Origin of the sequence: Pseudomonas sp. GV105, from assembly GCF_003058185.1 — a bacterium.
Classification (GTDB): Bacteria; Pseudomonadota; Gammaproteobacteria; order Pseudomonadales; family Pseudomonadaceae; genus Aquipseudomonas; species Aquipseudomonas veronii.
Genome location: NZ_QBUF01000003.1, coordinates 448,109 through 472,506, shown reverse-complemented (window position 1 = coordinate 472,506; position 24,398 = coordinate 448,109). Strand labels below are relative to the sequence as shown.

Sequence of the window (24,398 nt, the reverse complement as noted above, 5' to 3'; positions counted from 1 at the left end):
CAGCAGTGAAACGATGCATCGCCGATGGTAGTGTGGGGTTTCCCCATGTGAGAGTAGGTCATCGTCAAGATTAAATTCCAGAACCCCTGTTTGCTCGCGCAGACAGGGGTTTTGTTTTGGGCGGTCGGAAAGGGTCAAGTGGCTCATCGGACGGCCTTCAGTGCTAAAGTCCATGCCTCGATTTTGCTTTTGCCAAGGAAGCCGTTATGCCGGATGCGATGCCTCTCAGCGCAGGATTCATGGTGGTTCACGGTAACCGCCTGGACGAACTGCGCAGCCTGGTGGTCAGTTGGATGCGCCGTTATCCCCTGGCCCCTCTGGAAAATGAAATCGCCCTGGTCCAGAGCAACGGCATCGCCCAATGGCTCAAGCTGGCCCTGGCCGAAGATCCGGAAGATGACGACATGGGCGGCTGCGGCATTGCTGCGGCGATCGACGTGCAACTGCCGGGCAGCTTCATGTGGCAGCTCTATCGCATGGTCCTGGGGCGCGACGAAATCCCGCCCAAATCCCTGCTCGATAAAGCCCCGCTGACCTGGCGTCTGATGCGCCTGCTCCCCGAGCTGATCAATCAACCGCACTTCGAGCCGCTGCAGCGCTTCCTCACGGACGACTCCGACCTGCGCAAACGCTACCAACTCGCCGAGCGATTGGCCGACCTGTTCGACCAATACCAGGTCTACCGCGCCGACTGGCTGGAAGATTGGGCCGCCGGCCGCCATCAGTTGCGTAACGGCCGCGGCGAATCCAAACCCCTCGACCCCGCCAACTGCTGGCAAGCCGAGTTATGGCGCGCCCTACTGCTGGATGTGGGCGAAGCCGGCATGGCGCAAAGCCGTGCCGGTGTGCATCAGCGCTTTATCGAACGGATCAATAGCCTTGAGCAAGCACCGCCAGGGCTGCCTTCCCGAGTGATTGTTTTCGGCATTTCCTCATTGCCCGCCCAAGCACTCGAAGCGCTCGCCGGCCTGGCGCGCTTCAGTCAGGTCCTGCTCTGCGTCCACAACCCCTGTCGCCACCATTGGTCCGACATCGTGGCCGACAAGGACTTGCTGCGTAACGAATACAAACGCCAGGCACGCAAAGCCGGCATGCCGGTCACCATCGACCCGCAAACCCTGCACCAGCATGCTCACCCGTTGCTCGCCGCCTGGGGCAAACAAGGTCGCGACTACATCAGCCTGCTCGACAGCTACGACGATCCCAACAGCTACCGCGCTGCCTTCCGCGACGGCCGCATCGACCTGTTCAGCGACGGCGAACCGACCACACTGCTCAACCAGCTCCAGGACGATATCCTCGAACTGCGCCCGCTCAACGAAACCCGCGACCTCTGGCCCGCCGTCGATCTGCAGCGCGATACCTCGATCCGCTTTCACATCGCCCACAGCGCCCAACGCGAAGTGGAAATCCTCCACGACCAATTGCTCCAACGCTTCAGCGCCGATCCGGCGTTGCGTCCCCGCGACATCATCGTCATGGTCCCCGACGTCGACAGTTACGCGCCGCACATTCGCGCGGTGTTCGGCCAGTTGGACCGCAATGATCCGCGCTTCATCCCCTTCACCCTCACCGACCAGGGCCAACGCGGCCGCGACCCGCTGTTGATCGCCGTCGAACACCTGCTCAAGCTCCCCGACAGCCGCTTCCCGGTCAGTGAAATCCTCGACCTGCTCGACGTCCCGGCCCTGCGCGAACGCTTCGCCATCAAGGAGCGCGACCTGCCGACGCTGCATCGCTGGATCGAAGGCGCCGGCATCCGCTGGGGCCTCAATGCCGAACAGCGCGCCGGTCTCGGTCTACCCCACGAGCTGGAGCAAAACAGCTGGCGATTTGGTTTGCGCCGTATGCTGCTCGGTTATGCCGTGGGCACGGGTGTCGCCTGTGACGGCATCGAGCCCTACGACGAAATTGGCGGCCTCGACGCCGCCTTGATCGGCCCGCTGGTCGCGTTGCTCGACGCACTCAGCGACGCTCACCAAGCCTTGTCGCAACCTGCGGCTCCGCAAGAATGGGGCGAGCGCCTGCAACGCTTGATGCAGCTGTTTTTCCTGCCCAGCAGCGAACACGACGACTACCTGTTGGGCCAGCTCGAACAGCTCCGCGAAACCTGGCTGGAAACCTGCGAATCCGTCGGCCTGCAGGACGAGTTACCGCTCACCGTAGTCCGCGAAGCGTGGCTAGCCGGTCTCGACCAAGGGCGCCTGTCCCAGCGCTTCCTCGCCGGAGCTGTCAATTTCTGCACCCTGATGCCGATGCGCGCGATCCCGTTCAAGCTGGTCTGCCTGCTCGGCATGAATGACGGCGACTACCCACGCGCCCAACCACCGCTGGATTTCGACCTGATGGGCAGCGACTACCGCCCCGGCGACCGCTCACGCCGCGAAGACGACCGCTACCTGCTGCTCGAAGCCCTGTTGTCAGCCCGCGACCAGCTCTACATCAGCTGGGTCGGCCGCAGCATTCGCGACAACAGCGAGCGCCCGGCATCGGTATTGATCGGCCAACTGCGCGATCATCTCGCCAGCGGCTGGCAGTCAAGCCAAAGCGACGCACCGCTGCTTGACGCGATGACCCAGGAACACCCGCTCCAACCCTTCAGTGCGCGCTATTTCCACGCCGGTGACCCGCTGTTCAGCTACGCCCGCGAATGGCAGTTGCTGCACGAAGTCACGGATGCGCCGCCAGACAACACCGAACTGGCGGCCCATCGACAGGAAGAACCCCTGAGCCTCGGTCAGTTGCAGGACTTCCTGCGCAACCCGGTCAAACACTTCTTCAGCCAGCGTCTGAAAGTATTCTTCGAGGCTGCCGAAGTGCCGCTGGCCGATGAGGAACCCTTTGTCCTCGACGCCCTGCAACGCTACAGCCTGAGCGACAGCCTGCTGAACGCCGCGCTGAGCCAGCCCGATCATGTCGACCAGGCGCTCACCGCCCAGGCCCGTCGCCTGCAAGGCAGTGGCCTGCTGCCGATGGTCGGTTTCGGCGAGTGTCTGCGCAACGAACTGATCGAGCCCTTGCCCGGCCTGCTGCAACGCTATCAACAACTGCTGGCCCTCTGGCCCACTCCGCACACCGGCGCGGAACCGATCAGTTTCGAGCATCAAGGCATTCAGCTCGAAGGCTGGATCAGCGGCCTGCATCGGCGCAGTGATGGCGGATTGTTGAGCGTCACCACCATCCCCAACAGCATCGGCTCGATCAAGACCCGCAAGTGGCATCGGCTGATTCGCCCGTGGGTCAACCACTTGGTGGCCTGCGCCTGCGGCCTGCCGTTGAGTACCGCGCTGGTGGCCAGCGACGACACCTTGTTGCTGGCCCCGTTGGAACCCTCCAGCGCCCAGGACATCCTCGGCGACCTGCTGCTGGCCTGGCACGTCGGCATGGCCAAACCGCTGCCCGTCGCGGTTAAAACCGCGTTCGCCTGGCTCGGTCAGACCGACCCGGCCAAAGCCGCGGCGGCCGCGAGCAAAGCCTACGAAGGTGATGGCATCAACACCGATGGCGAGCGCCGCGAAACCCCCGCGCTGACCCGGCAATTCCCCGACTATGCGGCCCTGGTGGCCAGCGAAGCATTCGAAGGTTGGTGCGAAACCTTGTACCGGCCCCTGATCAACGCCGCCTGGCGATCACTCACTGGCGAGGAGGCCGGCGCATGAGCAGCAAACCCTTGGCCCTGGCCTTCCCGCTCAAAGGCAGCCAGCTGATTGAAGCCAGCGCCGGCACCGGCAAGACCTTCACCATTTCCGCCCTGTACCTGCGCCTGGTGCTCGGCCACGGTGGCGATGACGCCGGCTTCGGCCGCGAACTGCTGCCGCCGCAGATCCTCGTGGTGACCTTCACCGACGCCGCCACCAAGGAACTGCGCGAACGCATCCGCATCCGCCTGGCCGAAGCCGCGCGGTTCTTTCGCGATGAGATCCAACAGCCCGACGCCCTGATCGCCGAACTGCGCGATCAATACCCGCCTGCGCAATGGCCGGCCTGTGCCAACCGTCTGGACATCGCCGCGCAATGGATGGACGAAGCCGCCGTTTCGACCATCCACAGTTGGTGCCAGCGCATGCTGCGCGAACACGCCTTCGACAGCGGCAGCCTGTTCACCCAGACCCTGGAAACCGACCACAGCGACCTGCTCGGCGAAGTGCTGCGCGACTACTGGCGGCTGTTTTGCTACCCGATGCACGACGATGCGCTCAACTGGGTGCGCAACAACTGGGGTGGCCCGGCCGCGCTGATGCCACGGGTGCGCGCGCTGTTCGGCAGCGAACGGCCCAGCGGCGAAAGTCGTGAGCCGGCCGAGTTGATCACTGCGTGCCTGCAAGAACGCCGCGCCGCCCTGGTCGCCCTCAAGGCGCCGTGGCCGCAATGGGCCGGCGAGTTGCGCGAGATCTGCCTGCAAGCCGTCGCCGCCAAAACCGTCGATGGGCGCAAGATGCAAGCGCGTTACTTCGAACCCTGGTTCGAAAAGATCAGTGCTTGGGCCGCAGACGAATCCCTCGAACAACTGGACATCGGCACCGGCTTCACCCGCCTGACCCCGGACGGCATGGCCGAAGCCTGGAAGGGCGAGCCGCCGCACCACCCGGGCATCGACGCCATGGCCAGCCTCAAGGCCAGCCTGGATGCGCTGCCCACCCCCGACGCCGCCGTGTTGCAACACGCCGCCGCGTGGGTCGGCAAACGCTTCGAAGATGAAAAACGCCGGCGCGCCGAAATGGGCTTCGACGACATGCTGATCCGCCTCAACGCCGCCCTGCAAAGCGACGGCGGCGAGCGTCTGGCGAGCGTGATCCGCGAACAGTTCCCGGTCGCCCTGATCGACGAGTTCCAGGACACCGACCCGGTGCAATACAGCATCTTCGACAGCATCTACCGCATCGAAGAAAACCACCTCGACAGCGGCCTGTTCCTGATCGGCGACCCCAAGCAGGCGATCTACGCCTTCCGTGGCGCCGACATCTACACCTACCTGCGCGCGCGCCAATCCACCACCGGCCGGCATCACACCCTGGGCACCAACTTCCGCTCCAGCCACGCGATGGTCGAGGCGGTCAACCATGTGTTCCAGCGTGCGGAAACCGGGCGTGGCGCGTTTCTGTTCCGTAAGCCGAGTGGCGAAAACCCGGTGCCGTTCCAGCCGGTGCTGTCCCAAGGCCGCAAGGAGCAACTGCAGGTCGATGGTCAGACGCTGCCCGCGCTGAACCTCTGGCACCTGCCCACCGATCAGCCGATTTCCAACGCGGTTTATCGCCAGCAACTGGCGGCTGCCTGCGCCACACAGATTGTCGAATTGCTCAACGGCGGGCAGCAAGGCCGCGCTGGTTTCCTACACGCCGACGGCAGCTTCGATGGCGTGTTGCCGTCGGACATCGCCATCCTCGTGCGCGACGGTAAGGAAGCCCAAGCCGTGCGCGGTGAGTTGGCCGCCCGTGGCGTGCGCAGCGTGTACCTGTCGGACAAGGACTCGGTGTTCGCCGCCCAAGAGGCGCACGACCTGCTGGCCTGGCTCAAGGCCTGTGCCGAACCGGACGTCGAACGCCCGCTGCGCGCCGCGCTGGCTTGCGTCACCTTGAACCTGTCACTGCCGGAACTTGAGCGTCTAAACCAGGACGAACTGGCGTGGGAAAGCCGCGTGATGCAGTTCCGTGGCTACCGCGCGATCTGGCGCAGCCAAGGCGTGCTGCCGATGCTGCGTCGCCTGCTTCACGACTTCAAACTGCCGCAAACCCTGATCGCCCGCAGCGATGGCGAGCGCGTGCTGACCAACCTGTTGCACCTCAGCGAACTGCTGCAACAGGCGGCCTCCGAACTGGACGGCGAACAGGCCTTGATCCGCCACCTGGCCGAACACCTCGCGCTGTCGGGGCAGGCCGGTGAAGAACAGATCCTGCGCCTGGAAAGCGACGAGCAACTGGTCAAGGTGGTGACCATCCACAAATCCAAGGGCCTGGAATACGACCTGGTGTTCCTGCCCTTCATCTGCTCGGCCAAACCGGTGGATGGCAGCCGCTTGCCGCTGCATTACCACGATGCCAACGGCAAGTCGCAGGTGAGCCTGCGCCCGACCACCGAGTTGATCGCCCAGGCCGATGACGAGCGCCTGGCGGAAGACCTGCGTCTGTTCTACGTCGCCCTGACCCGCGCCAAACATGCGTGCTGGCTGGGCATTGCCGACCTCAAGCGCGGCAACAACAGCAGCTCGGTGCTGCACCTGTCGGCGCTGGGCTATTTGCTCGGCGCCGGCGCCGCGTTGGCGGAGTCCGCCGGCCTGGCGCGCTGGTTGCTGGACCTGCAGGCAGGCTGTGCCGCCGTGCATTACGCGCCGATGCCCGAAGCCCACGCCAGCGTTTTCCACCCGCCGCGTAACGAAGCCACGCTGCTCGCGCCCTTGCTGCCCAAACGCAAGGCTGCGGAAAACTGGTGGATCGCGTCCTACAGCGCCTTGCGCATCGGCGACAGCATGAGCGCCGCCAACCTTGAAGCGCCGGAAAGCCCGCAAGCCCAGAAGCTGTTCGACGACGAACGCCTCGACCCTGACGCACCGCGTGAAGCGGCTGCGTCCGGCAGCGATATTCACCGTTTCCCACGCGGCCCTAACCCCGGCACCTTCCTCCATGGCCTGCTGGAGTGGGCGGGCGAAGACGGCTTCGACGTGACCCCGCAGGCTATCGAAAAGGCCGTGGGCGCGCGCTGCAACCGCCGCAACTGGGAAGGCTGGATCATCGCCCTCAGCGGTTGGCTCGGCCATCTGCTGCAAACACCGCTGCCGCTGGATAACGATCAGGTCACGCTCAGTGGCCTGCAGCACTACCAGATCGAAATGGAGTTCTGGTTCGCCAGCCATAAAGTCGACGTGCTCGCCCTCGACAAGCTGGTGTGCCAGTACACCCACAACGGCGTCTCCCGCGTCGCAGCGGAACCGGTGTTGCTCAACGGCATGTTCAAGGGCTTCATCGACCTGACCTTCGAGCACGACGGCCGTTACTACGTGGCCGACTACAAATCCAACTGGCTCGGCCCCGATGATTCGGCCTACACCCAGGACGCCATGGAACAGTCGATCCTTGAGCATCGGTACGACCTGCAATACGTGCTTTACCTGCTGGCCCTGCATCGCCAACTCAAGGCGCGCCTGCCGGATTACGACTACGACCGCCATGTCGGCGGCGCGCTCTATCTGTTCCTGCGCGGCACTCGGGCCGCCAGCCAGGGGGCGTACTTCACGCGGCCGCCACGGGCGCTGATCGAGAGCCTGGACCTGATGTTCCAAGGCCAATCGTTACCGCCCAAGGCTGAGCCCGCCTGGGAACAAGGAGTGTTGCTATGAGCCTGTCGCCGTTACCGCTGGAGGCACTGATGCCCCTCAGCCGCGCCGCCGATCTGGTGCAACTGTTCGAACGTTGGGTCGAGCGTGGCTGGCTGCGCGCGCTGGATAAGGCGTTCGTCGGCTTTCTGCACGAACTCGACCCGCAGGCCGACCCCTTGGTGTTGCTGGCCGCGGCCCTGACCAGCCATCAACTGGGCCACGGCCATGTGTGCCTGGACCTGTTCGAGACCCTCAAGGCACCGGATTTCGCCCTGTCCCTGCCGCCGGAAGGCGACCTGCAAACCGGCACCATGCTGCTGCCGTCGCAACTGCTCGCGGGCCTGGACGGCGCGCATTGGTGCCACGCCCTGGCCGCCAGCCCCTTGGTCGCGTTGGCCGTCGACGGCAGCGAGGCCGCGCAAAGTCGCCCGTTGGTGCTGTCCGGCAAACGCTTGTACTTGCGCCGCTATTGGACCTACGAACGACGCATCGACACGGCCTTGCGCCTGCGCCTGGCCACAGCAGAAAGCCTCGCCGCCGATCTGCCCCAGCGCCTGAACGGTCTGTTCGACCAAGCGCCGCCCGATGGCGTGATCGACTGGCAGAAACTCGCCTGCGCCCTGGCCACTCGCGGGGCGTTCAGTATCGTCACCGGCGGCCCCGGCACCGGCAAGACCACCACCGTGGTGCGCTTGCTCGCGCTGTTGCAGGCGCCGGCCGTGGAAGCCGGCAGCCCGTTGCGCATTCGTCTGGCGGCGCCCACCGGTAAAGCCGCCGCACGGCTTACCGAGTCCATCAGCCAGCAAGTGCTGTCGTTGAATGTGCCTGACAACGTGCGGGAAAAAATCCCGACCCAGGTCACCACCGTCCACCGCCTGCTCGGCAGCCGCCCGGGCACCCGCCACTTCCGTCATCACCTGGGCAATCCATTGCCGCTGGATGTGCTGGTGGTGGATGAAGCCTCGATGATCGACCTGGAAATGATGGCCAACCTGCTTGATGCCTTGCCGCCCCACGCACGCTTGGTGCTGCTGGGCGACAAGGACCAACTCGCCTCGGTCGAGGCCGGCGCCGTACTCGGCGACCTGTGCCGCGACGCCGAGGCCGGCTGGTACAGCGCCGACACCCGCCGATGGCTGCAAGCGGTCAGCGGTGAAGACCTGGGCAACAGCGGCCTGCAGGAGGACCTCGATGGCAGCCACCCGCTGGCCCAGCAAGTGGTGATGCTGCGCTACTCGCGGCGCTTCGGCGAAGGCAGCGGCATTGGCCAACTGGCGCGTTGGGTCAACCAGCAGAACGCCGAAGAAGCCCGACGGTTACTGGCCGCGGGCAGCCACCGCGACTTGTTCTGCGTCAGCCTCAAGGGCGAACACGACCACGCATTGGAACGCCTGGTGCTGGACGGGCCGGGCGATGGTGCCGAGGGCTACCGTGCCTACCTGAACCTGCTGCACGCCGCGCGCCCGTCTCTCGACACCCCGCGTGACGACCCCGCCTGGACCCATTGGGCGCAACAACTGCTGCACGCCTTCGACGCCTTCCAACTGCTCTGCGCCGTGCGCAAGGGACCTTGGGGCGTGGAAGGGCTGAACCTGCGCATCACCGCCGCCTTGCGCAAAGCGCGGCTGATCGACGGCGACGAGCAGTGGTACGAAGGCCGCCCGGTGCTGATGACCCGCAACGATTACGGCCTGGGCCTGATGAACGGCGACATCGGCATCGCCCTGAAATTGCCCGAAAGCGCCGGCGGCCCCCACGTGTTGCGCGTGGCCTTCCCGCGTAACGACGGCCAGGGCGGCGTGCGCTTTGTGCTGCCCAGCCGGCTCAACGATGTGGAAACCGTGTACGCCATGACCGTGCACAAATCCCAGGGCTCCGAGTTCACCCACACCGCGTTGATCCTGCCGGACGCGCTGAACCCGGTGCTCACCAAAGAACTGATCTACACCGGCATCACCCGCGCCAAGCGCTGGTTCAGCCTGATCGAGCCACGCGGCGGGGTGTTCGAAGAAGCCGTGCGGCGCAAGGTCAAGCGCTTGAGCGGGTTGATGCTGGAGTTGGGGCATGAGCCCGGGAAACCTGACTGATCGGTCATTTGGTATTTCGGATTTGAGTGTCATATTTTTCTGAAAAAATAGCGGGACCCTTCGAGGCGTAGCCTCGCGGGGCTTTCCGCCGCTGTGCTATCGTTGCGGCATCACCCCTCGTTGACACCTGAGAGAATCGCTGCATGAACGTGGCTGTCTCGTCCACAGAGCATCGCTTGAGCTGGAGACGCATGTTACTGGTGGCCGTGCTGTGCCTGCTCGCGCCGCGTGCTTTTGCCCAGACGGCCAGCCCCGTGGGCATGGCCGACTCCCGTGCCCAGGCGGTGACCCAGGTGGTGCTGGGTATCCTCAGTTATGCGCGCTGGCCGGTGGAACCGGCGCAATTGCGCCTGTGCGTCGTCGGGCCGACCCAATACACCGACGACCTGGTCAAAGGCACCACCCAAGCCACCGGTCGCCCGGTGGTGGTGCAGCGCCTGCTGGCCGACAACCCCGATATCGTCAATGCCTGCGACGCTGTGTACATCGGCGAACTCAATACCGATGAGCGCAGCCGCTTGTTTGCGTCATTGATGGGCCACCCGGTGCTGAGCATCAGCGAAGGCGGCGACCAATGCACCGTCGGCAGTCTGTTCTGCCTGCGGGTGGGCGATGAGCAGGTGTCGTTCGAGGTCAACCTCGACTCCGTGGCCCGCAGCGGCGTGCGTATTCACCCCAGCGTGTTGCAGCTGTCGCGCCGTCGAGCGCCTGCGTCATGAGATGGACGAAAGCGCAACCGACCCTGCGCTCGGTCATCGGCCGCGGGCACTTGATCCTGGCGTTGGTGGCGGTGACGCTGGCCAGTGTGTCCCTGACCTTGCTCGGGGTGCTGGCGCTGCGCGTGTATGCCGAGCACAACCTGCACCTGATCGCACGCTCCATCAATTACACCGTGGAAGCGGCGGTGGTGTTCAACGACCGTGCGGCGGCCACCGAAGCCCTCAGCCTGATCGCCTCCACCGAAGAAGTGGCCCAGGCCCAAGTCTTCGACGCCAACGGCCGGCTGCTGGCGCAGTGGCTGCGGCCGGACACCGGGATGTTGTCCCGGGTCGAGCTGCAACTGGCCCATTCGCTGCTCGAACAGCCGATCAGCCAGCCGATCGTTCACCAGGGGCGCACCATCGGCAGCATTCACCTGACCGGTCACGGCGGCAGCCTGTTGCGCTTTTTGCTCAGCGGCCTGGCCGGGATTCTGATCTGCACCGTCCTCAGCGCCTGGGTCGCCGTGCATTTGGCGCGGCGCCTGTTGCAGGGGATTACCGGGCCGTTGCACAGCCTCGCGGCGGTGGCCCACGCCGCGCGCATCGAGCGCGACTTCGACCGCCGCGTGCCACGGGCACAAATCGCCGAACTCGATAGCCTGGGCAACGACTTCAATGCCCTGCTGGAAGAAATGCAAGCCTGGCAAAACCACCTGCAAAGCGAAAACGAAAGCCTTGCCCACCAGGCCAATCACGACAGCCTGACCGGCCTGCCCAACCGCGCGTTCTTCGAAGGCCGCCTGATCCGTGCCCTGCGCAGCGCCGCCAAGGCCAACGAGCGGGTGGCGGTGCTGTTTCTCGACAGTGACCGCTTCAAAGACATCAACGACAACTTCGGTCACGCCGCCGGCGATGCGGTGCTGGTGGCGGTTGCCACGCGCGTGCGCGCGCAATTGCGCGAAGACGACCTGGTGGCACGCCTGGGCGGCGACGAGTTCGCCATCCTGCTCTCGCCGCTGCACAAGGTGGAAGATGCCCAGCGCATCGCCGACAAGATCATTGCCAGCATGGACATACCGATCCCGGTGCCGGGCGACACCCACGTGTTGACCTCCCTGAGTATCGGCATCGCCATCTACCCCGATCATGGCGTCACCCCCGGCGCCCTGCTCAACGCCGCCGATGCGGCGATGTACCAGGCCAAACGGTTGTCACTGGGCGGCCAGCAAACGGCGGAGGCGGAGCTCCCCGTCGTCAACGTTCACCACAGGAGTTGATCCCTTGTTCTCGACTGCACGCGTTGTGTTTATCACCTTATTCGTGGCCCTGCTGGCCCTGAGCGGCTGCCAGACACCCCCTCCCAAAGGCCTGAGCCCGGCGCAAGTCGCCGTCCTCAAGCAACAAGGCTTCGAACTGACCGACGACGGCTGGGCGTTCGGGCTGTCGGGCAAAGTGCTGTTCGGCAGCGACGTCGAAAGCCTCAACGCCCCCAGCACGGTCATTGTCGAGCGCATCGGCAAGGCGTTGCTGGGCGTGGGCATCGACCGCGTGCGGGTAGACGGCCACACCGACGCCTCGGGCAAAGAGAGCTATAACCAGCAACTGTCCCTGCGCCGCGCCAAAAGCGTGGCCACGGTGCTGACCCGCGTGGGGATGAAGGAGGAAAATATCCAACTGCGCGGCCTGGGCAGCAGCCAGCCGGTGGCCGCCAACGACACCGCCGCAGGGCGCACCGAGAATCGGCGGGTGTCGATTGTGGTAAGTACCGACTAAGCGACTTCGCCCATTCCAATGCGTGAAATGCAATCAAATGTGGGAGGGGGCTTGCCCCCGATAGCGGTGTGTCAGTCAGCATGCATCTGTCTGACCGACCGCTATCGGGGGCAAGCCCCCTCCCACATTTGTACCGTGTTCGCTTAACTGCTCGGCGTCAGCGCCTGCGTCAAGTCATCCACCACCGCCTTGCCCATCTCACACAGATAATGCGCCGCCCAGGCGTATTGCTCGCCACGTACATCCATGGCGGCTTCCATCGCGAGTTTCTTGGCGTAGTAAAGCAGGGTAGAGGCGTGTTCCAGCGCTTCGCCGAGCGGCATGCCCGCGTTGACGCGGAACAGTGGTTTTTCGTTTTCGCCGTAGTCGCCGAAGGTGACGACGCCGAGGGTGGTGAAGGCAGAAAGCGGTGGGTCGGGGACGATTTTGGTCATGATCTATACCTGGGAGTTTTAGGAACCACCCATTCATGTCGCTAAACATGAAAGGGTGGCAGCTGTACGCAGGTTAGCGAACCGGACCCAGGACCCGGCAGACCCGAAGATCTCCCACGCACAGCCGCCATAACACGAGAACGAAGAGCACAAAGCTCCTGCCGTTGGGGGCTGTGTCCGGGTTCGGGTCGCTAAACCCGTTCGCTGATTTCAGCGAAGTACGGAGGCTAGTGACTCGAACCCTAAGGCGCAATAGGGTGGAGATTCTCTAGGAATCGTCCTGCAATTTAAAGCGAATCGTCGTTGCTGGCCCTTTAATCCGCAAACCGCATCTCCCGCGTCTCCCCCATCAACAACCCCCGATTCTGCTCCGTCACCTCGCGTATGTAGTCCCACAACAACGTAATCCGTTTCAACTTCCTCAAATCCTCCCGGCAATACATCCAGAACTGCCGCGTAACCGCAATCTGCTCCCCGAGCACCGGCAATAGCCGTGGATCCTGCGCCGCCAAAAAGCACGGCAGAATCGCCATCGACCGTCCTTGCTGCGCCGCCACGTACTGCGCGATCACGCTGGTGCTGCGCAGGCTGGCGCTGGCGCCGGGGACTACGTTGGCCAGGTACAACAGCTCCGAGCTGAAGGCCAGGTCGTCGACGTAGCTGATGAACGGATGCTCGGCCAGATCCGTCGGGCGGTGGATGGGTGGGTGTTGGTCGAGGTAGTCCTGGGTCGCGTACAGCTGCAACTTGTAGTCGCACAGTTTGCAGCACACATACGGCCCGTGTTCCGGGCGTTCCAGGGCGATGACGATGTCGGCTTCGCGCTTGGACAGGCTGATGAAGTGGGGCAGGGGCAGGATGTCGACCGAGATCGCCGGGTAGGTGTCGACGAAGTGGCTCAACTGCGGGGTGACGAAGAAGCTGCCGAAGCCTTCGGTGCAGCCCATGCGGACATGCCCGGACAGCGCCACGCCGGAGCCGGAGACTTGTTCGCAGGCCATGTGCAAGGTGCTTTCGATGGATTCGGCGTAGCCGAGCAAGCGCTGGCCTTCGTTGGTGAGGACGAAACCGCTGGTCCGGGATTTTTCGAACAGCAGGGTGCCGAGTGATACTTCCAGTGAACTGATGCGCCGCGACACGGTGGTGTAGTCCACCGCCAGCCGCTTGGCAGCGACGCTGGCCTTGCGGGTGCGGGCCACTTCGAGGAAAAACTTCAGGTCGTCCCAGTTCAGGGAACCCAGTGATGTGATGTTTTTTTGCATATTGGACCGGCTTTTATGTGCGTTCTTATTAGAAGTTTGCACATCTATACTCCAAAAACAGTCCGAACGCCTCATCCTCAAGGCGATTCAACGCCTTGGTTCTCTGCCTATAAATACAAATTGGAGACCACATGAACGCATCTGCCGATATTTCCGTGCAACAGGTCAAGTTGTTGATCAACGGTGAATGGGTCGAGTCCAAGACCACCCACTGGCAAGACATCGTCAACCCGGCGACCCAGCAAGTGCTGGCCAAAGTCCCGTTTGCCACCGCTGAAGAAGTCAACGCTGCCATCGACGCCGCCCATCGCGCCTTCCAGACCTGGAAGCTGACCCCGATCGGCGCACGCATGCGTATCATGCTCAAGCTGCAAGCCTTGATCCGCGAGCACTCCAAGCGCATCGCCGTGGTCCTCAGCGCCGAGCAGGGCAAGACCATTGCCGATGCCGAGGGCGATATTTTCCGTGGCCTGGAAGTGGTGGAGCACGCCTGCTCCATCGGCACCCTGCAAATGGGCGAGTTCGCTGAAAACGTCGCCGGCGGTGTCGATACCTACACCCTGCGCCAACCCATCGGCGTGTGCGCCGGGATTACTCCGTTCAACTTCCCGGCGATGATTCCGCTGTGGATGTTCCCGATGGCGATTGCCTGCGGTAACACCTTCGTCCTCAAGCCTTCCGAGCAAGACCCGCTGTCCACGATGCTGCTGGTGGAGCTGGCGCTGGAAGCCGGTGTGCCGGCCGGCGTGCTCAACGTGGTACACGGCGGCAAGGACGTGGTGGATGCGCTCTGCACGCATAAAGACATCAAGGCAGTGTCGTTCGTCGGTTCGACCGCCGTGGGCACCCATGTGTACGACCTGGCCGGCAAACACGGCAAGCGCGTGCAATCGATGATGGGCGCCAAGAACCATGCGGTGGTGCTGCCGGATGCCAACCGCGAACACACCCTCAACGCCCTGGTCGGTGCCGGTTTCGGCGCGGCGGGCCAGCGATGCATGGCCACTTCGGTGGTGGTGCTGGTGGGCGCTTCCAAGCAATGGCTGCCCGATCTGAAGGCGCTGGCGCAGAAGCTCAAGGTCAATGCCGGCAGCGAAGCCGGCACGGATGTCGGCCCGGTGATTTCCAAGCGTGCCAAGGCGCGCATCCTGGAACTGATCGAAAGCGGCGTGAAAGAAGGCGCCAAGCTGGAGCTGGACGGGCGTGACATCCAGGTGCCGGGCTTCGAGCAAGGCAACTTCGTCGGCCCGACGCTGTTCTCGGGCGTGACCACCGACATGCAGATCTACACCCAGGAAATCTTCGGCCCGGTGCTGGTGGTGCTGGAAGTCGACACCCTCGATGAAGCCATCGCGCTGGTCAACGCCAACCCGTTCGGCAACGGCACCGGCCTGTTCACCCAGAGCGGGGCGGCGGCGCGTAAGTTCCAGAGCGAAATCGACGTCGGCCAGGTCGGCATCAACATCCCGATCCCGGTGCCGGTGCCGTTCTTCAGCTTCACCGGTTCGCGCGGTTCCAAGCTCGGCGACCTCGGCCCGTATGGCAAGCAAGTGGTGCAGTTCTACACTCAGACCAAAACCGTCACCAGCCGCTGGTTCGATGACGACACGGTCAACGATGGCGTCAACACCACCATCAACCTGCGCTGATTCCGGGAGACGAGCATGAAGATTGCATTTATCGGCTTGGGCAACATGGGCGCGCCCATGGCCCGCAACCTGATCAAGGCCGGCCACGCGCTGAACCTGTTCGACCTGAACCAGGCGGTACTCAAGGAACTGGCCGAACTGGGCGGCAGCATCAGCGGTTCACCGCGCGATGCGGCCACCGGTGCCGAGTTGGTGATTACCATGCTGCCGGCCGCTGCCCATGTGCGCAGTGTCTGGCTGGGTGAAGACGGCGTTTTGGCCGGCATCGGCCAAGGCGTGCCGGCGGTGGATTGCAGCACCATCGACCCGCAGACCATCCGCGATGTCGCGGCGGCGGCAGCCAAGCAAGGGGTGGCCGTCGCCGATGCACCGGTCTCCGGCGGCACTGGCGGCGCGCAAGCCGGGACGCTGACCTTCATGGTCGGCGCCAGCGCGGACTTGTTCGCCACCCTGCAACCGGTGCTGGCGCAGATGGGCCGCAACATTGTGCGTTGCGGCGAGGTCGGCACCGGCCAGATCGCCAAGATCTGCAACAACCTGCTCCTGGGCATCAGCATGGTCGGCGTCAGCGAAGCGATGGCCCTGGGCGATGCGCTGGGCATCGACACTCAGGTGCTGGCTGGGATCATCAACAGTTCCACCGGGCGCTGCTGGAGTTCCGACACGTACAACCCGTGGCCGGGCGTGATCGAAACCGCGCCGTCATCGCGGGGTTATACCGGTGGTTTCGGTGCCGACCTGATGCTCAAGGACCTGGGGCTGGCCACCGAAGCTGCGCGCCAGGCGCACCAGCCGGTGATCCTCGGCGCTGTGGCCCAGCAGTTGTATCAATCGATGAGCCAGCGCGGGGAAGGGGGCAAGGACTTCTCGGCGATCATCAACAGCTACCGCAAGCCCAAATAGATACCGCCTGTGGCGAGGGCGCTTGCTCCCTCGCCACTATTTATTGCGGTTCAGGCAAACACAAAATACTTACGCACCGTCTCGACCACTTCCCACGTCCCCTTCATCCCCGGCTCCACCACAAAAATATCCCCCGCGCGCAAATGGATCGGCTCCAGGCCTTCTGGGGTGATCACGCAGTAGCCTTCCTGGAAATGGCAGTATTCCCACTTCACGTATTCCACGTACCACTTGCCCGGTGTGCAGATCCAGGTGCCCATGATCTTGCTGCCGTCTTCGCTGGTGTAGGCGTTGAGGTTGACGGTGTGCGGGTCGCCTTCGAGCTTTTCCCATTTGCAGGCATCCAGGACCGGCAAGGGGTGGGTGTCGCGCAGTACGGTGATGGGTTTGGACATGATGACTCCGAGGCAGGTGAACGAGAGTCGAACCCTATAGCGTCGCAGGCAGGGTCAATGGTCTGAACTCGACATCGAGATGCCCAGAAGCGCAGGCGAATACCACTGCTCAGGCCAAGTGCAGTTCATGTGGGAGGGGGCTTGCCCCCGATGGCTGCGGATCAGCTAGCACATGTGTCAACTGACACACTGCCATCGGGGGCAAGCCCCCTCCCACATTAACCCTCGGTGGCAGCGTCACTGTGGCTCGGCGACACTTTCGAGCGTAGATAAGCCATTTCCTCGCATTAAGTGCGAAAGATTTCCCGCTTGTCGCAGGAATTCGCAAGAAAATTCACGGCTGGCCCTCGTATCATTCACTTCAGTCACGACCGAGAGCCTTGATATGAACCCAATAAAAACGTGGTGGGACATCAGCCCGCCCTTGAGTACGGCGACCCCGACCTGGCCGGGGGATACGCCGTTCCAGGAAGAGCGCGTGTGGCAGTTCGGCCCGGAGTGCCCGGTGAATGTCGGGCGCGTTACCTTGTCGCCGCACACCGGCGCCCATGTCGATGCGCCGCTGCATTACAGCGCGGACGGCGCGCCGATCGGCGAGGTGTCGCTGGACGTGTACATGGGCCCGTGCCGTGTGTTGCATTGCCTGGACAGCGGCGCGCTGGTGCAGCCGCAGCAGTTGCAAGGGCGTGTGGATAACTTGCCGGAACGTGTGTTGCTGCGCACTTATCCACAGGCGCCGCTGACCGAATGGGATGCGAACTTCACCGCCATCGCCCCGCAGACCATCGAGTTGCTCGCCAGCCTGGGCGTGCGCTTGGTCGGTATCGACACGCCGTCCCTGGACCCGCAACAGTCCAAGACCATGGATTCTCACAACGCCGTGGCCCGTCATGGCATGGCAATACTCGAAGGCATCGTGCTCGATGACGTACCGGAGGGCGACTATGAACTGATCGCCCTGCCGCTGCGGTTTGCCCACCTCGACGCCAGCCCTGTCCGCGCAATCCTGCGCCCGCTTGTGGAGCCCGCACGATGAGCCAATGTCCCTTCTCAGAGGATTACCAGCCGCCGGAAGAATGGCATAACGCCGAGCTGAATTTTTCCGAGTCCATGAGCTACGGCGACTACCTGGACCTGGGCAAAGTCCTCAGCGCCCAGCACCCGCTGTCGCCGGACCACAACGAGATGCTCTTTATCATCCAGCACCAGACCTCCGAGCTGTGGATGAAACTGATGCTCCACGAACTCAAGGCCGCCCGCGAACACCTGCGCCTGGGCGAGTTGCCGCCGGCGTTCAAGATGCTGGCGCGGGTCTCGCGGATCTTCGATCAACTGGTACACGCCTGGGCGGTGCTGGCGACCATGACCCCGTCGGAGTACAAGGCGATTCGCCCGTTCCTCGGCCAATCGTCCGGGTTCCAGTCGTTCCAGTACCGTGAGATTGAATTCATCCTCGGCAACAAAAGCCCGGCGCTGTTGCGGCCCCACGCCCATCGCCCGCAATTGTTGCAAGAACTGCAGGTGGCGATTGCCACGCCGTCGCTGTACGACGAGGCGATCAACCTGATGGTCAAGGCCGGCCTGACGATCGACCCGCAACGCGCCGAACGCGACCCGACGGCGGCGACGGTTCACGATGCCTCCGTGGAAGCGGCGTGGCGCGAGGTCTACCGCGACCCGAGCCGTTATTGGGACCTGTACCAGTTGGCCGAAAAGTTTATCGACCTGGAAGACTCCTTCCGTCAATGGCGCTTTCGCCATGTGACCACGGTGGAACGGATCATCGGCTTCCAGCCCGGCACCGGCGGCACCGAGGGCGTGGGTTACCTGCGCAAGATGCTCGACACGGTGCTGTTCCCCGAGCTGTGGCGAGTACGTTCCACGCTCTAAACAAAAAGCCCCGGATCACCGGGGCTTTTCATTTGGAATGCAATCAAAAATGTGGGAGGGGGCTTGCCCCCGATAGCGGTGTGACAGCCAACACATCCACTGACTGACACACCGCCATCGGGAGCAAGCTCCCTCCCACCTAGGTTATTGCGTCACTGCCACTTTCGCGTTTTTGATCCGCAAGCGGTAGGCAATGTAGATCACCCCCACCCAAACCGGCATCGCATACACCGAATCGCGAACGCCCGGAATCGCCAGCATCACGCTGATGATCATCAGCATGAACGCCAGGCACAGGTAGTTGCTGAACGGGAACCAGAAGGTCTTGAACGACGGCACCACGCCTTGCTCGGCCATGGCCTTGCGGAACTTGATGTGGGTCAGGCTGATCAGCGCCCAGTTGATCATCAGCGAGGCGACCACCAGCGCGAACAGCAACTCCAGCGCGCTGTGCGGCGCGACGTAGTTGACCACCACGCACAGCAGCGTCACCAGCGCCGAAATCGCCAGGGCCCGCAGCGGCACGCCTTGTTTGTTGAGTTTCATCAGCGCTTTCGGCGCGTCGCCTTGCTCGGCCAGGCCGAACAGCATGCGGCTGTTGCAGTACACGCCGCTGTTGTACACCGACAGCGCCGCGGTCAGCACCACAAAGTTGAGGATGTGCGCGGCGGTGTCGTTACCGATCAGCGAGAAGATCTGCACAAACGGGCTGCCGCTGTAGGCATCGCCCGACGCGCCGAGGGTCTGCAGCAGTTGATCCCACGGGTACAGCGAGAGCAGCACGGTCAGCGCGCCGACGTAGAAAATCAGGATGCGGTACACCACCTGGTTGATCGCTTTCGGGATCACTTTACGCGGCTCGCTGGCCTCGGCGGCGGTGATGCCCACCAGCTCCAGGCCACCGAACGAGAACATGATGAACGCCATGGACATCAACAACCCCATGCCGCCATTGGGGAAGAAACCGCCGTGGCTCCACAGGTTGCTGATCGACGCTTGCGGGCCGCCGGTGCCGCTGAACAACAGGTAGCAGCCGAGCACGATCATGCCGACAATCGCCACCACCTTGATGATCGCGAACCAGAACTCGGTCTCACCGAAGAACTTCACGTTCAGGGTGTTGATCAGGTTCACCGCGACAAAGAACACCAGTGCGCTGACCCAGGTCGGAATCTCCGGCCACCAGAACTGGATGTACTTGCCCACGGCCGTCAGTTCGGCCATGCCCACCAGCACGTAGAGTACCCAGTAGTTCCAGCCCGCCAGGAAGCCCGCGTAACCGCCCCAGTATTTGTGGGCAAAGTGGCTGAACGAACCGGCCACCGGCTCCTCGACGATCATCTCGCCGAGCTGGCGCATGATCAGGAACGCGATAAAACCGGCAATCGCGTAGCCGAGGATCATCGACGGCCCCGCCGACTTGAGCACGCCGGCCGAGCCGAGGAACAGCCCCGTACCGATCGCGCCGCCCAAGGCAATCAGCTGAATATGCCGGTTCTTCAGGCCACGCTTGAGGCCTACCGGGTTAACCATGTCATCCGCCATTAACATTCCCTTCTACTTGTTTTTCTTGGGGTTGATTGCACGCCGCGCCCAACCCCTCAGAAGTGCTGAGGGGTCAGATATTACTCTGCGTGAACTTTTCGTAATACAACTGAACGCCATCAAGTGCCTGATCCACCAGCCATTGTTGGATGGATTCGACCATCGGAGGGGGCCCGCACACGTACATATCGGCCGAACTGTCCCGCCATTCGGCCAGGTTGAAATGCTCGGTGAGGTAGCCACGCTTGCCGGACCATGCGGGCGGCGGGTCGCTCAGTACTTCGGTGTAGCGAAAATCCGCGAGCGTGGACGCGTAACCCTCGATGCGCGCCGCTTCGCACAGGTCCTCGGCGCCGCGCACGCCGTAGTACAGGTGGACCGGCCGTTCGCAGGCGCTGGCCGCCAGTTCATCGAGCATGCCCAGCAGCGCCGACAACCCGGTGCCGCCGGCGACCAGCACCAGCGGTCGGCTGACATGGCGCAGGTAGAACGCACCCAGCGGCGCCTCCATCAGCAGCGGATCGCCGACCTGGCAACGTTCGCGCAGGTAGTTGCTCATCACCCCGTCGGGCAGCAGGCGGATCAGAAACCGCAGCTGATTGCCCGGCCGGTTGGCGAAGGAATATGCGCGCCAGCTGTCGGTGCCCGGAACCGCCAGGCGGGCGTATTGGCCCGGCAGAAAGTCCAGCGCCTGGTCCAGCTGCACTTGCAGGATCGCCGTGCCGGTCGAGACCTGCCGCACCTCGCTCACCGTGCCGCGCACCTGCACCGGCCCCGGCGCGTTGCACAGGCTGGAATCGAAGTCGAAGTAGAACGTCGCATCCGACTTCACCCGGGTCTGGCAACTGAGCATCTTGCGCTGTTGCAGGTCGCGGCTGGAGAGGGCGTCCTCGTCCACATAGTCCTGGCTGTATTCGCCGCTCTCGCAGCGGCCCTGGCAGGTGCCGCACACGCCTTCGCGGCAATCCAGCGGAATCTTGATGCCATTGCGCAGGGCCGCATCCAGCAGGATTTCATGCGCGCCCACCGGGAAAAACAGCGTCTTGCCGTCGGCAAAACTGAAGGCCACTTTGTGATTCATCCCCAGTACTCCGTGGGTTCATGTGTGAACCCTTGTAGGAGCGAGCTTGCTCGCGAAAAACTCAAGGACGCCGCGTGCATTCAGGATGCCCGCGTCATCGTTGACGTCCTTCGCGAGCAAGCTCGCTCCTACAAGGGGGCGTTCTCCAGCGTTACAGGTGATAGAAATCCAGCACCGAGTTGATGGTGTCGTTGAGCAACAACGCGTGCTTGCGGGTGATCAGCCAGCTGTCGCCATGGGGCTTGAGGCGATAGGTCGCGTGGCCGTAGAACTGCTCCGACGTGGCCAGGCGATAGAACAGCGTGTGCCAGTTCAAGCGCACCTCCAGCGTGCCGTCCGCCTGCTCGGCGATACGCACGTTGTGGATCAGGTGCAAGGTGCGCGGCATCGGCGTGGCCGACGCCGCCTTGCCGGTGCGCAGGCGGAACACGCGGTCTTCCAGGCCCGAGCGGTTGGCGTAATAGATCAGCGACATTTCGCGCTTGGGGTCGCAGGTGTAGACGTGTTCGGAGTCCCATTGCGGCAGGTGGAATTCGCTCTGCGGGTCGAACAACTGCACGTAGGCGTCCCAGTCCTGGGCGTCGCACAGCTCGGATTTGCGATAGAAAAATTGCTCGATCCGGTACTGCAATGGCGCATTCATCATTCCACCTCCCGCAGCTTCAGCGCGCGTTGGTCGAGGCCGTTGAGCAGGAACTGCTGCCAGTTGCGGTGCTGGTTGACGTACAAGCCTTCGTGGGTAAATTCGGTGCCGGTCATGGCGGGCTGGATGCCGAGGGCTTCGCTGTTCGGCGTTGGCCCGGTGGCCCAGCGGTGGCTGCCGCGTGAGATATCGCTCCAGCGCTCCAGGCGGCCCTGGAAACCGCGCTGGGCCTCGCGAAACTCCACCAGATCGTCCGGCGTGCCCATGCCCGAGACGTTGAAGAAGTCCTCGAACTGGCGGATGCGGTTTTCCCGGTCGGCGTCGGACTCGTGCTTCACCCCCAGGCACTGGCTGATGATCTCGGTCTTGTTCCACGCCAACGGGCGGATGATGCGCAACTGCGAGCTGATCTGGTCGAGGAAGAACAGGCTCGGATAGATGTTCAGGTTGCGCAGGCGATGCATCATCCACTCGGCTTTTGGCTGGCCGTGTTCTGCCACCAGGCGCGGCATGATGGTGGCGTAGCCGGAGCGTACCGTGGGGTTGGGCATGTCGCTGAACAACAGGCTGTGGCCATTGTTGAAGGCGAACCAGCCGTCGTCGGTATTCGCGTCGCCGGCGCCGAGTTTGCTGTAGTCCAGCGTCGTGCCGGCCGCGGTGCCGTTCGCGGTATTGACCTGCTGGCGGTGCTGCACCGTGGCCACGTAGTTGTAGTGGACGGTGCTGACGTGATAACCGTCCAGGCCGTTTTCGTTCTGCAGCTTCCAGTTGCCGTCGTAGGTGTAGGCGGACTTGCCCGGCAGCACCTCCAGCTCACCGGTGGCGGACTGGGCGACCATCATGTCGAAAAACACTTTGGCGTCGCCGAGGAAGTCTTCCAGGCTGTCGGTGCCGTTCACGTCCAGGCTGATGAACACAAAGCCTTTGTAGCTGTCGATGCGCGCCTTTTTCAGGCCGCGCGTGGCCTTGTCGAAACCTTCCGGGTATTCCCCCGGCGCCTTGACCTTCACCAGCCGGCCGTCGCTCTTGTAGCACCAGGCGTGGAACGGGCAGGTGAAGGTCGACTGGTTGCCCTTACCGACGCGGGTGAGGGTGGTGCCGCGATGTTGGCAGGCGTTGACCAGCGCGTTGAGCTGGCCGTCGCCGTCGCGGGTGATGATCATCGGCTGGCGCCCGGCGCGCATCGTCACGAAATCGTGGTTATTCGCCAGTTCGCTTTCGTGGCAGGCGTAGATCCAGTTCTTCTCGAAGATCAGTTCCATCTCCAGGTCGAACAATTGCGGCTCGGTGAACATGTCGCGGGCGATGCGGAACACTTCATCGGCGGGGCGGAAATCCAGGCAGCTGTCGATGAAGCTTTTCCATTGCTCGACGCTTCTTGCACCACTCATGGGACGCACCTTTTGATAATGGCTGAACGGGTCAGCCATTAAGCGACTGCGCCGAGGCGGCGGGCTATCCGCTTAATGGGCGAAGGCGGGCCGGATAGTTGGGCATGAAATACCCACGCCGGTGCAGGGCGGTGACGCGATGCGCTACTGTCATGCAGGGCGGTGCGCGCAGAAGTCGGTGGTTTATCCACATAGTCGAGCGTTGTTATCCACCCAGCAGTGAGACTGCCGCCGTGGCGCAGAACTTGCTGTCGATCTGTCACGACGCGCCGCCAGAGCGCGCAACCGCCTAACCGCCGTGGGTGCAGCCTGATGAGTAGCCATACACGCGATATCCGTATCGAACGCTTCGACTTGGAGGGCGCCCGCAGCTGGATGTCCGGCATCTGCGGGCCGCACCGCCTGGCGACGGCCACGCCCGAGCGCCTGCGTTTCCATCACAGCGCCAACGTGTTCAAGTCCCGCGCCACCACCTTGGGCGTGATCGAATACGGCACCGACGTGACCATCGACATCGAGGACGCCGAACACTTCAGCAGCTACAGCCTGAGCCTGCCTCTGGTAGGCGAGCAGGAGTTGAGCAAGAACGGCGAGCGCTTGAGTTCCAACCGCGATCAAGGCGTGATCATCTCGCCCAACGAGCACCAGGTGCTGGCGATTTCCGGCGATTGCCGCAAGTTGCAGGTGGTGATTACGCGGGCGGCGATGAGCGAGTCGCTGGAAGGGTTGCTGCAACGGCCGATCGAGGCGCCGCTGCGTTTCGAGCCGGTGATGGATGCGGTGGACGGCGCCCCGGCCTCGTGGTGGCGCATGGCGCGTTATTTCATCGCAGAGCTTGCGCGCAGCAGCGAGTTGTACGAGCAGGCGGCGTTTACCCGCGACCTGGAAAGCTCGTTGATCAAGGGCCTGATCCTCGCCCAGCCGAATAATTATTCAGAGGAATTGCGCGACGTGCTTGGCGTGAAGCTGCCGCACTACTTGATCCGCGCCCGCCAGCACATTCACGACAACGCCCGCGAAGCGGTGCATCTGGAAGACCTGGAAGCCGCCGCCGGGGTCTCGCGGTTCAAGCTGTTCGATGCGTTTCGCAAATACTTCGCGCTGTCGCCGATGGCTTACCTGAAAAAGTATCGGCTGGGGGCGGTGCGCCAGGAGATCCTCGAACACGGCTCCACCCGCACCATCTCCGAGATTGCCCTGGGCTGGGGCTTCACCCACCTGGGGCGGTTCTCGGCGGAGTATCGCAAGCTGTTCGATGAGTCGCCGAGCCAAACTTTGCAGCGCAAGCGCCTGCGCACTGTCTAAAAAACACCGCAGATCAAATGTAGGAGGGGG

At 63.4% G+C, this 24,398-nt stretch carries 18 protein-coding genes; 11 read left to right on the top strand and 7 right to left on the bottom strand.

What is annotated here, in order from left to right:
- The first annotated feature begins 206 nt into the window (after positions 1 to 206).
- From recC to C8K66_RS08460, 6 genes are all read left to right on the top strand, one after another.
- Positions 207 to 3,659 (top strand): exodeoxyribonuclease V subunit gamma, encoded by a 3,453-nt coding sequence (gene recC / locus C8K66_RS08485; protein WP_108524614.1) that lies wholly within the window; start codon positions 207 to 209, stop codon positions 3,657 to 3,659.
- The gene (gene recB, locus C8K66_RS08480; RefSeq protein ID WP_108524612.1) at positions 3,656 to 7,330 is read left to right on the top strand and encodes an exodeoxyribonuclease V subunit beta; all 3,675 of its coding nucleotides are present in this window, start codon (positions 3,656 to 3,658) and stop codon (positions 7,328 to 7,330) included. The genes recC and recB overlap by 4 nt, the downstream gene beginning before the upstream one ends.
- Positions 7,327 to 9,396: an exodeoxyribonuclease V subunit alpha gene (gene recD / locus C8K66_RS08475; RefSeq protein ID WP_046382062.1), complete on the top strand. Its 2,070-nt coding sequence runs from the start codon at positions 7,327 to 7,329 to the stop codon at positions 9,394 to 9,396. The genes recB and recD overlap by 4 nt, the downstream gene beginning before the upstream one ends.
- Before the next feature lie 143 nt (positions 9,397 to 9,539).
- Positions 9,540 to 10,115, top strand: coding sequence for a YfiR family protein (locus tag C8K66_RS08470; protein WP_046382063.1), 576 nt, complete (start codon positions 9,540 to 9,542; stop codon positions 10,113 to 10,115).
- The gene (locus C8K66_RS08465; protein ID WP_046488234.1) at positions 10,112 to 11,374 is read left to right on the top strand and encodes a diguanylate cyclase domain-containing protein; all 1,263 of its coding nucleotides are present in this window, start codon (positions 10,112 to 10,114) and stop codon (positions 11,372 to 11,374) included. The genes C8K66_RS08470 and C8K66_RS08465 overlap by 4 nt, the downstream gene beginning before the upstream one ends.
- A gap of 4 nt (positions 11,375 to 11,378) precedes the next feature.
- Complete coding sequence (locus C8K66_RS08460) at positions 11,379 to 11,870, top strand: OmpA family protein (protein ID WP_079444696.1); 492 nt, start codon at positions 11,379 to 11,381, stop codon at positions 11,868 to 11,870.
- Positions 11,871 to 12,013: 143 nt separating this feature from the next.
- Here the strand turns inward: C8K66_RS08460 and C8K66_RS08455 are convergent, their stop codons facing one another.
- Together C8K66_RS08455 and C8K66_RS08450 are read right to left on the bottom strand one after the other, a co-directional pair.
- Complete coding sequence (locus C8K66_RS08455; protein WP_017849488.1) at positions 12,014 to 12,304, bottom strand: DUF3077 domain-containing protein; 291 nt, start codon at positions 12,302 to 12,304, stop codon at positions 12,014 to 12,016.
- Positions 12,305 to 12,618: 314 nt separating this feature from the next.
- Positions 12,619 to 13,566: a LysR family transcriptional regulator gene (locus tag C8K66_RS08450; protein WP_046382067.1), complete on the bottom strand. Its 948-nt coding sequence runs from the start codon at positions 13,564 to 13,566 to the stop codon at positions 12,619 to 12,621.
- Between the two features lie 131 nt (positions 13,567 to 13,697).
- Between C8K66_RS08450 and C8K66_RS08445 the strand changes: the two genes are divergently transcribed.
- Together C8K66_RS08445 and mmsB are read left to right on the top strand one after the other, a co-directional pair.
- On the top strand, positions 13,698 to 15,215 hold the full coding sequence (locus C8K66_RS08445) for a CoA-acylating methylmalonate-semialdehyde dehydrogenase (RefSeq protein WP_057005303.1): 1,518 nt from the start codon (positions 13,698 to 13,700) through the stop codon (positions 15,213 to 15,215).
- 15 nt (positions 15,216 to 15,230) lie between these two features.
- A complete protein-coding gene (gene mmsB / locus C8K66_RS08440; RefSeq protein WP_046382068.1) occupies positions 15,231 to 16,118 on the top strand; it encodes a 3-hydroxyisobutyrate dehydrogenase in 888 nt (295 codons plus the stop codon).
- A 50-nt stretch (positions 16,119 to 16,168) separates the two neighbouring features.
- On the opposite strand, the gene C8K66_RS08435 is transcribed toward mmsB, so the two are convergent.
- Positions 16,169 to 16,513: a cupin domain-containing protein gene (locus tag C8K66_RS08435; protein WP_010566207.1), complete on the bottom strand. Its 345-nt coding sequence runs from the start codon at positions 16,511 to 16,513 to the stop codon at positions 16,169 to 16,171.
- A 385-nt stretch (positions 16,514 to 16,898) separates the two neighbouring features.
- Here C8K66_RS08435 and kynB point away from each other — a divergent pair, with 385 nt between their 5' ends.
- Positions 16,899 to 17,549: an arylformamidase gene (kynB, locus tag C8K66_RS08430; RefSeq protein ID WP_104904462.1), complete on the top strand. Its 651-nt coding sequence runs from the start codon at positions 16,899 to 16,901 to the stop codon at positions 17,547 to 17,549.
- Positions 17,546 to 18,403: a tryptophan 2,3-dioxygenase gene (gene kynA, locus C8K66_RS08425; protein ID WP_046488227.1), complete on the top strand. Its 858-nt coding sequence runs from the start codon at positions 17,546 to 17,548 to the stop codon at positions 18,401 to 18,403. The genes kynB and kynA overlap by 4 nt, the downstream gene beginning before the upstream one ends.
- A gap of 144 nt (positions 18,404 to 18,547) precedes the next feature.
- Here the strand turns inward: kynA and C8K66_RS08420 are convergent, their stop codons facing one another.
- From C8K66_RS08420 to antA, 4 genes are all read right to left on the bottom strand, one after another.
- On the bottom strand, positions 18,548 to 19,948 hold the full coding sequence (locus C8K66_RS08420) for an amino acid permease (protein WP_046488225.1): 1,401 nt from the start codon (positions 19,946 to 19,948) through the stop codon (positions 18,548 to 18,550).
- Positions 19,949 to 20,021: 73 nt separating this feature from the next.
- Positions 20,022 to 21,029 (bottom strand): anthranilate 1,2-dioxygenase electron transfer component AntC, encoded by a 1,008-nt coding sequence (antC, locus tag C8K66_RS08415; protein WP_108524610.1) that lies wholly within the window; start codon positions 21,027 to 21,029, stop codon positions 20,022 to 20,024.
- 151 nt (positions 21,030 to 21,180) lie between these two features.
- The gene (gene antB / locus C8K66_RS08410) at positions 21,181 to 21,672 is read right to left on the bottom strand and encodes an anthranilate 1,2-dioxygenase small subunit (RefSeq protein ID WP_108524608.1); all 492 of its coding nucleotides are present in this window, start codon (positions 21,670 to 21,672) and stop codon (positions 21,181 to 21,183) included.
- Positions 21,672 to 23,063 (bottom strand): anthranilate 1,2-dioxygenase large subunit, encoded by a 1,392-nt coding sequence (antA, locus tag C8K66_RS08405; RefSeq protein WP_046382073.1) that lies wholly within the window; start codon positions 23,061 to 23,063, stop codon positions 21,672 to 21,674. The genes antB and antA overlap by 1 nt, the downstream gene beginning before the upstream one ends.
- Before the next feature lie 312 nt (positions 23,064 to 23,375).
- On the opposite strand from antA, the gene C8K66_RS08400 reads away from it, so the two are divergent.
- Entirely contained in the window at positions 23,376 to 24,368 is a 993-nt protein-coding gene (locus C8K66_RS08400) for a helix-turn-helix domain-containing protein (protein ID WP_046382074.1), read from the top strand.
- Positions 24,369 to 24,398: the final 30 nt, after the last annotated feature.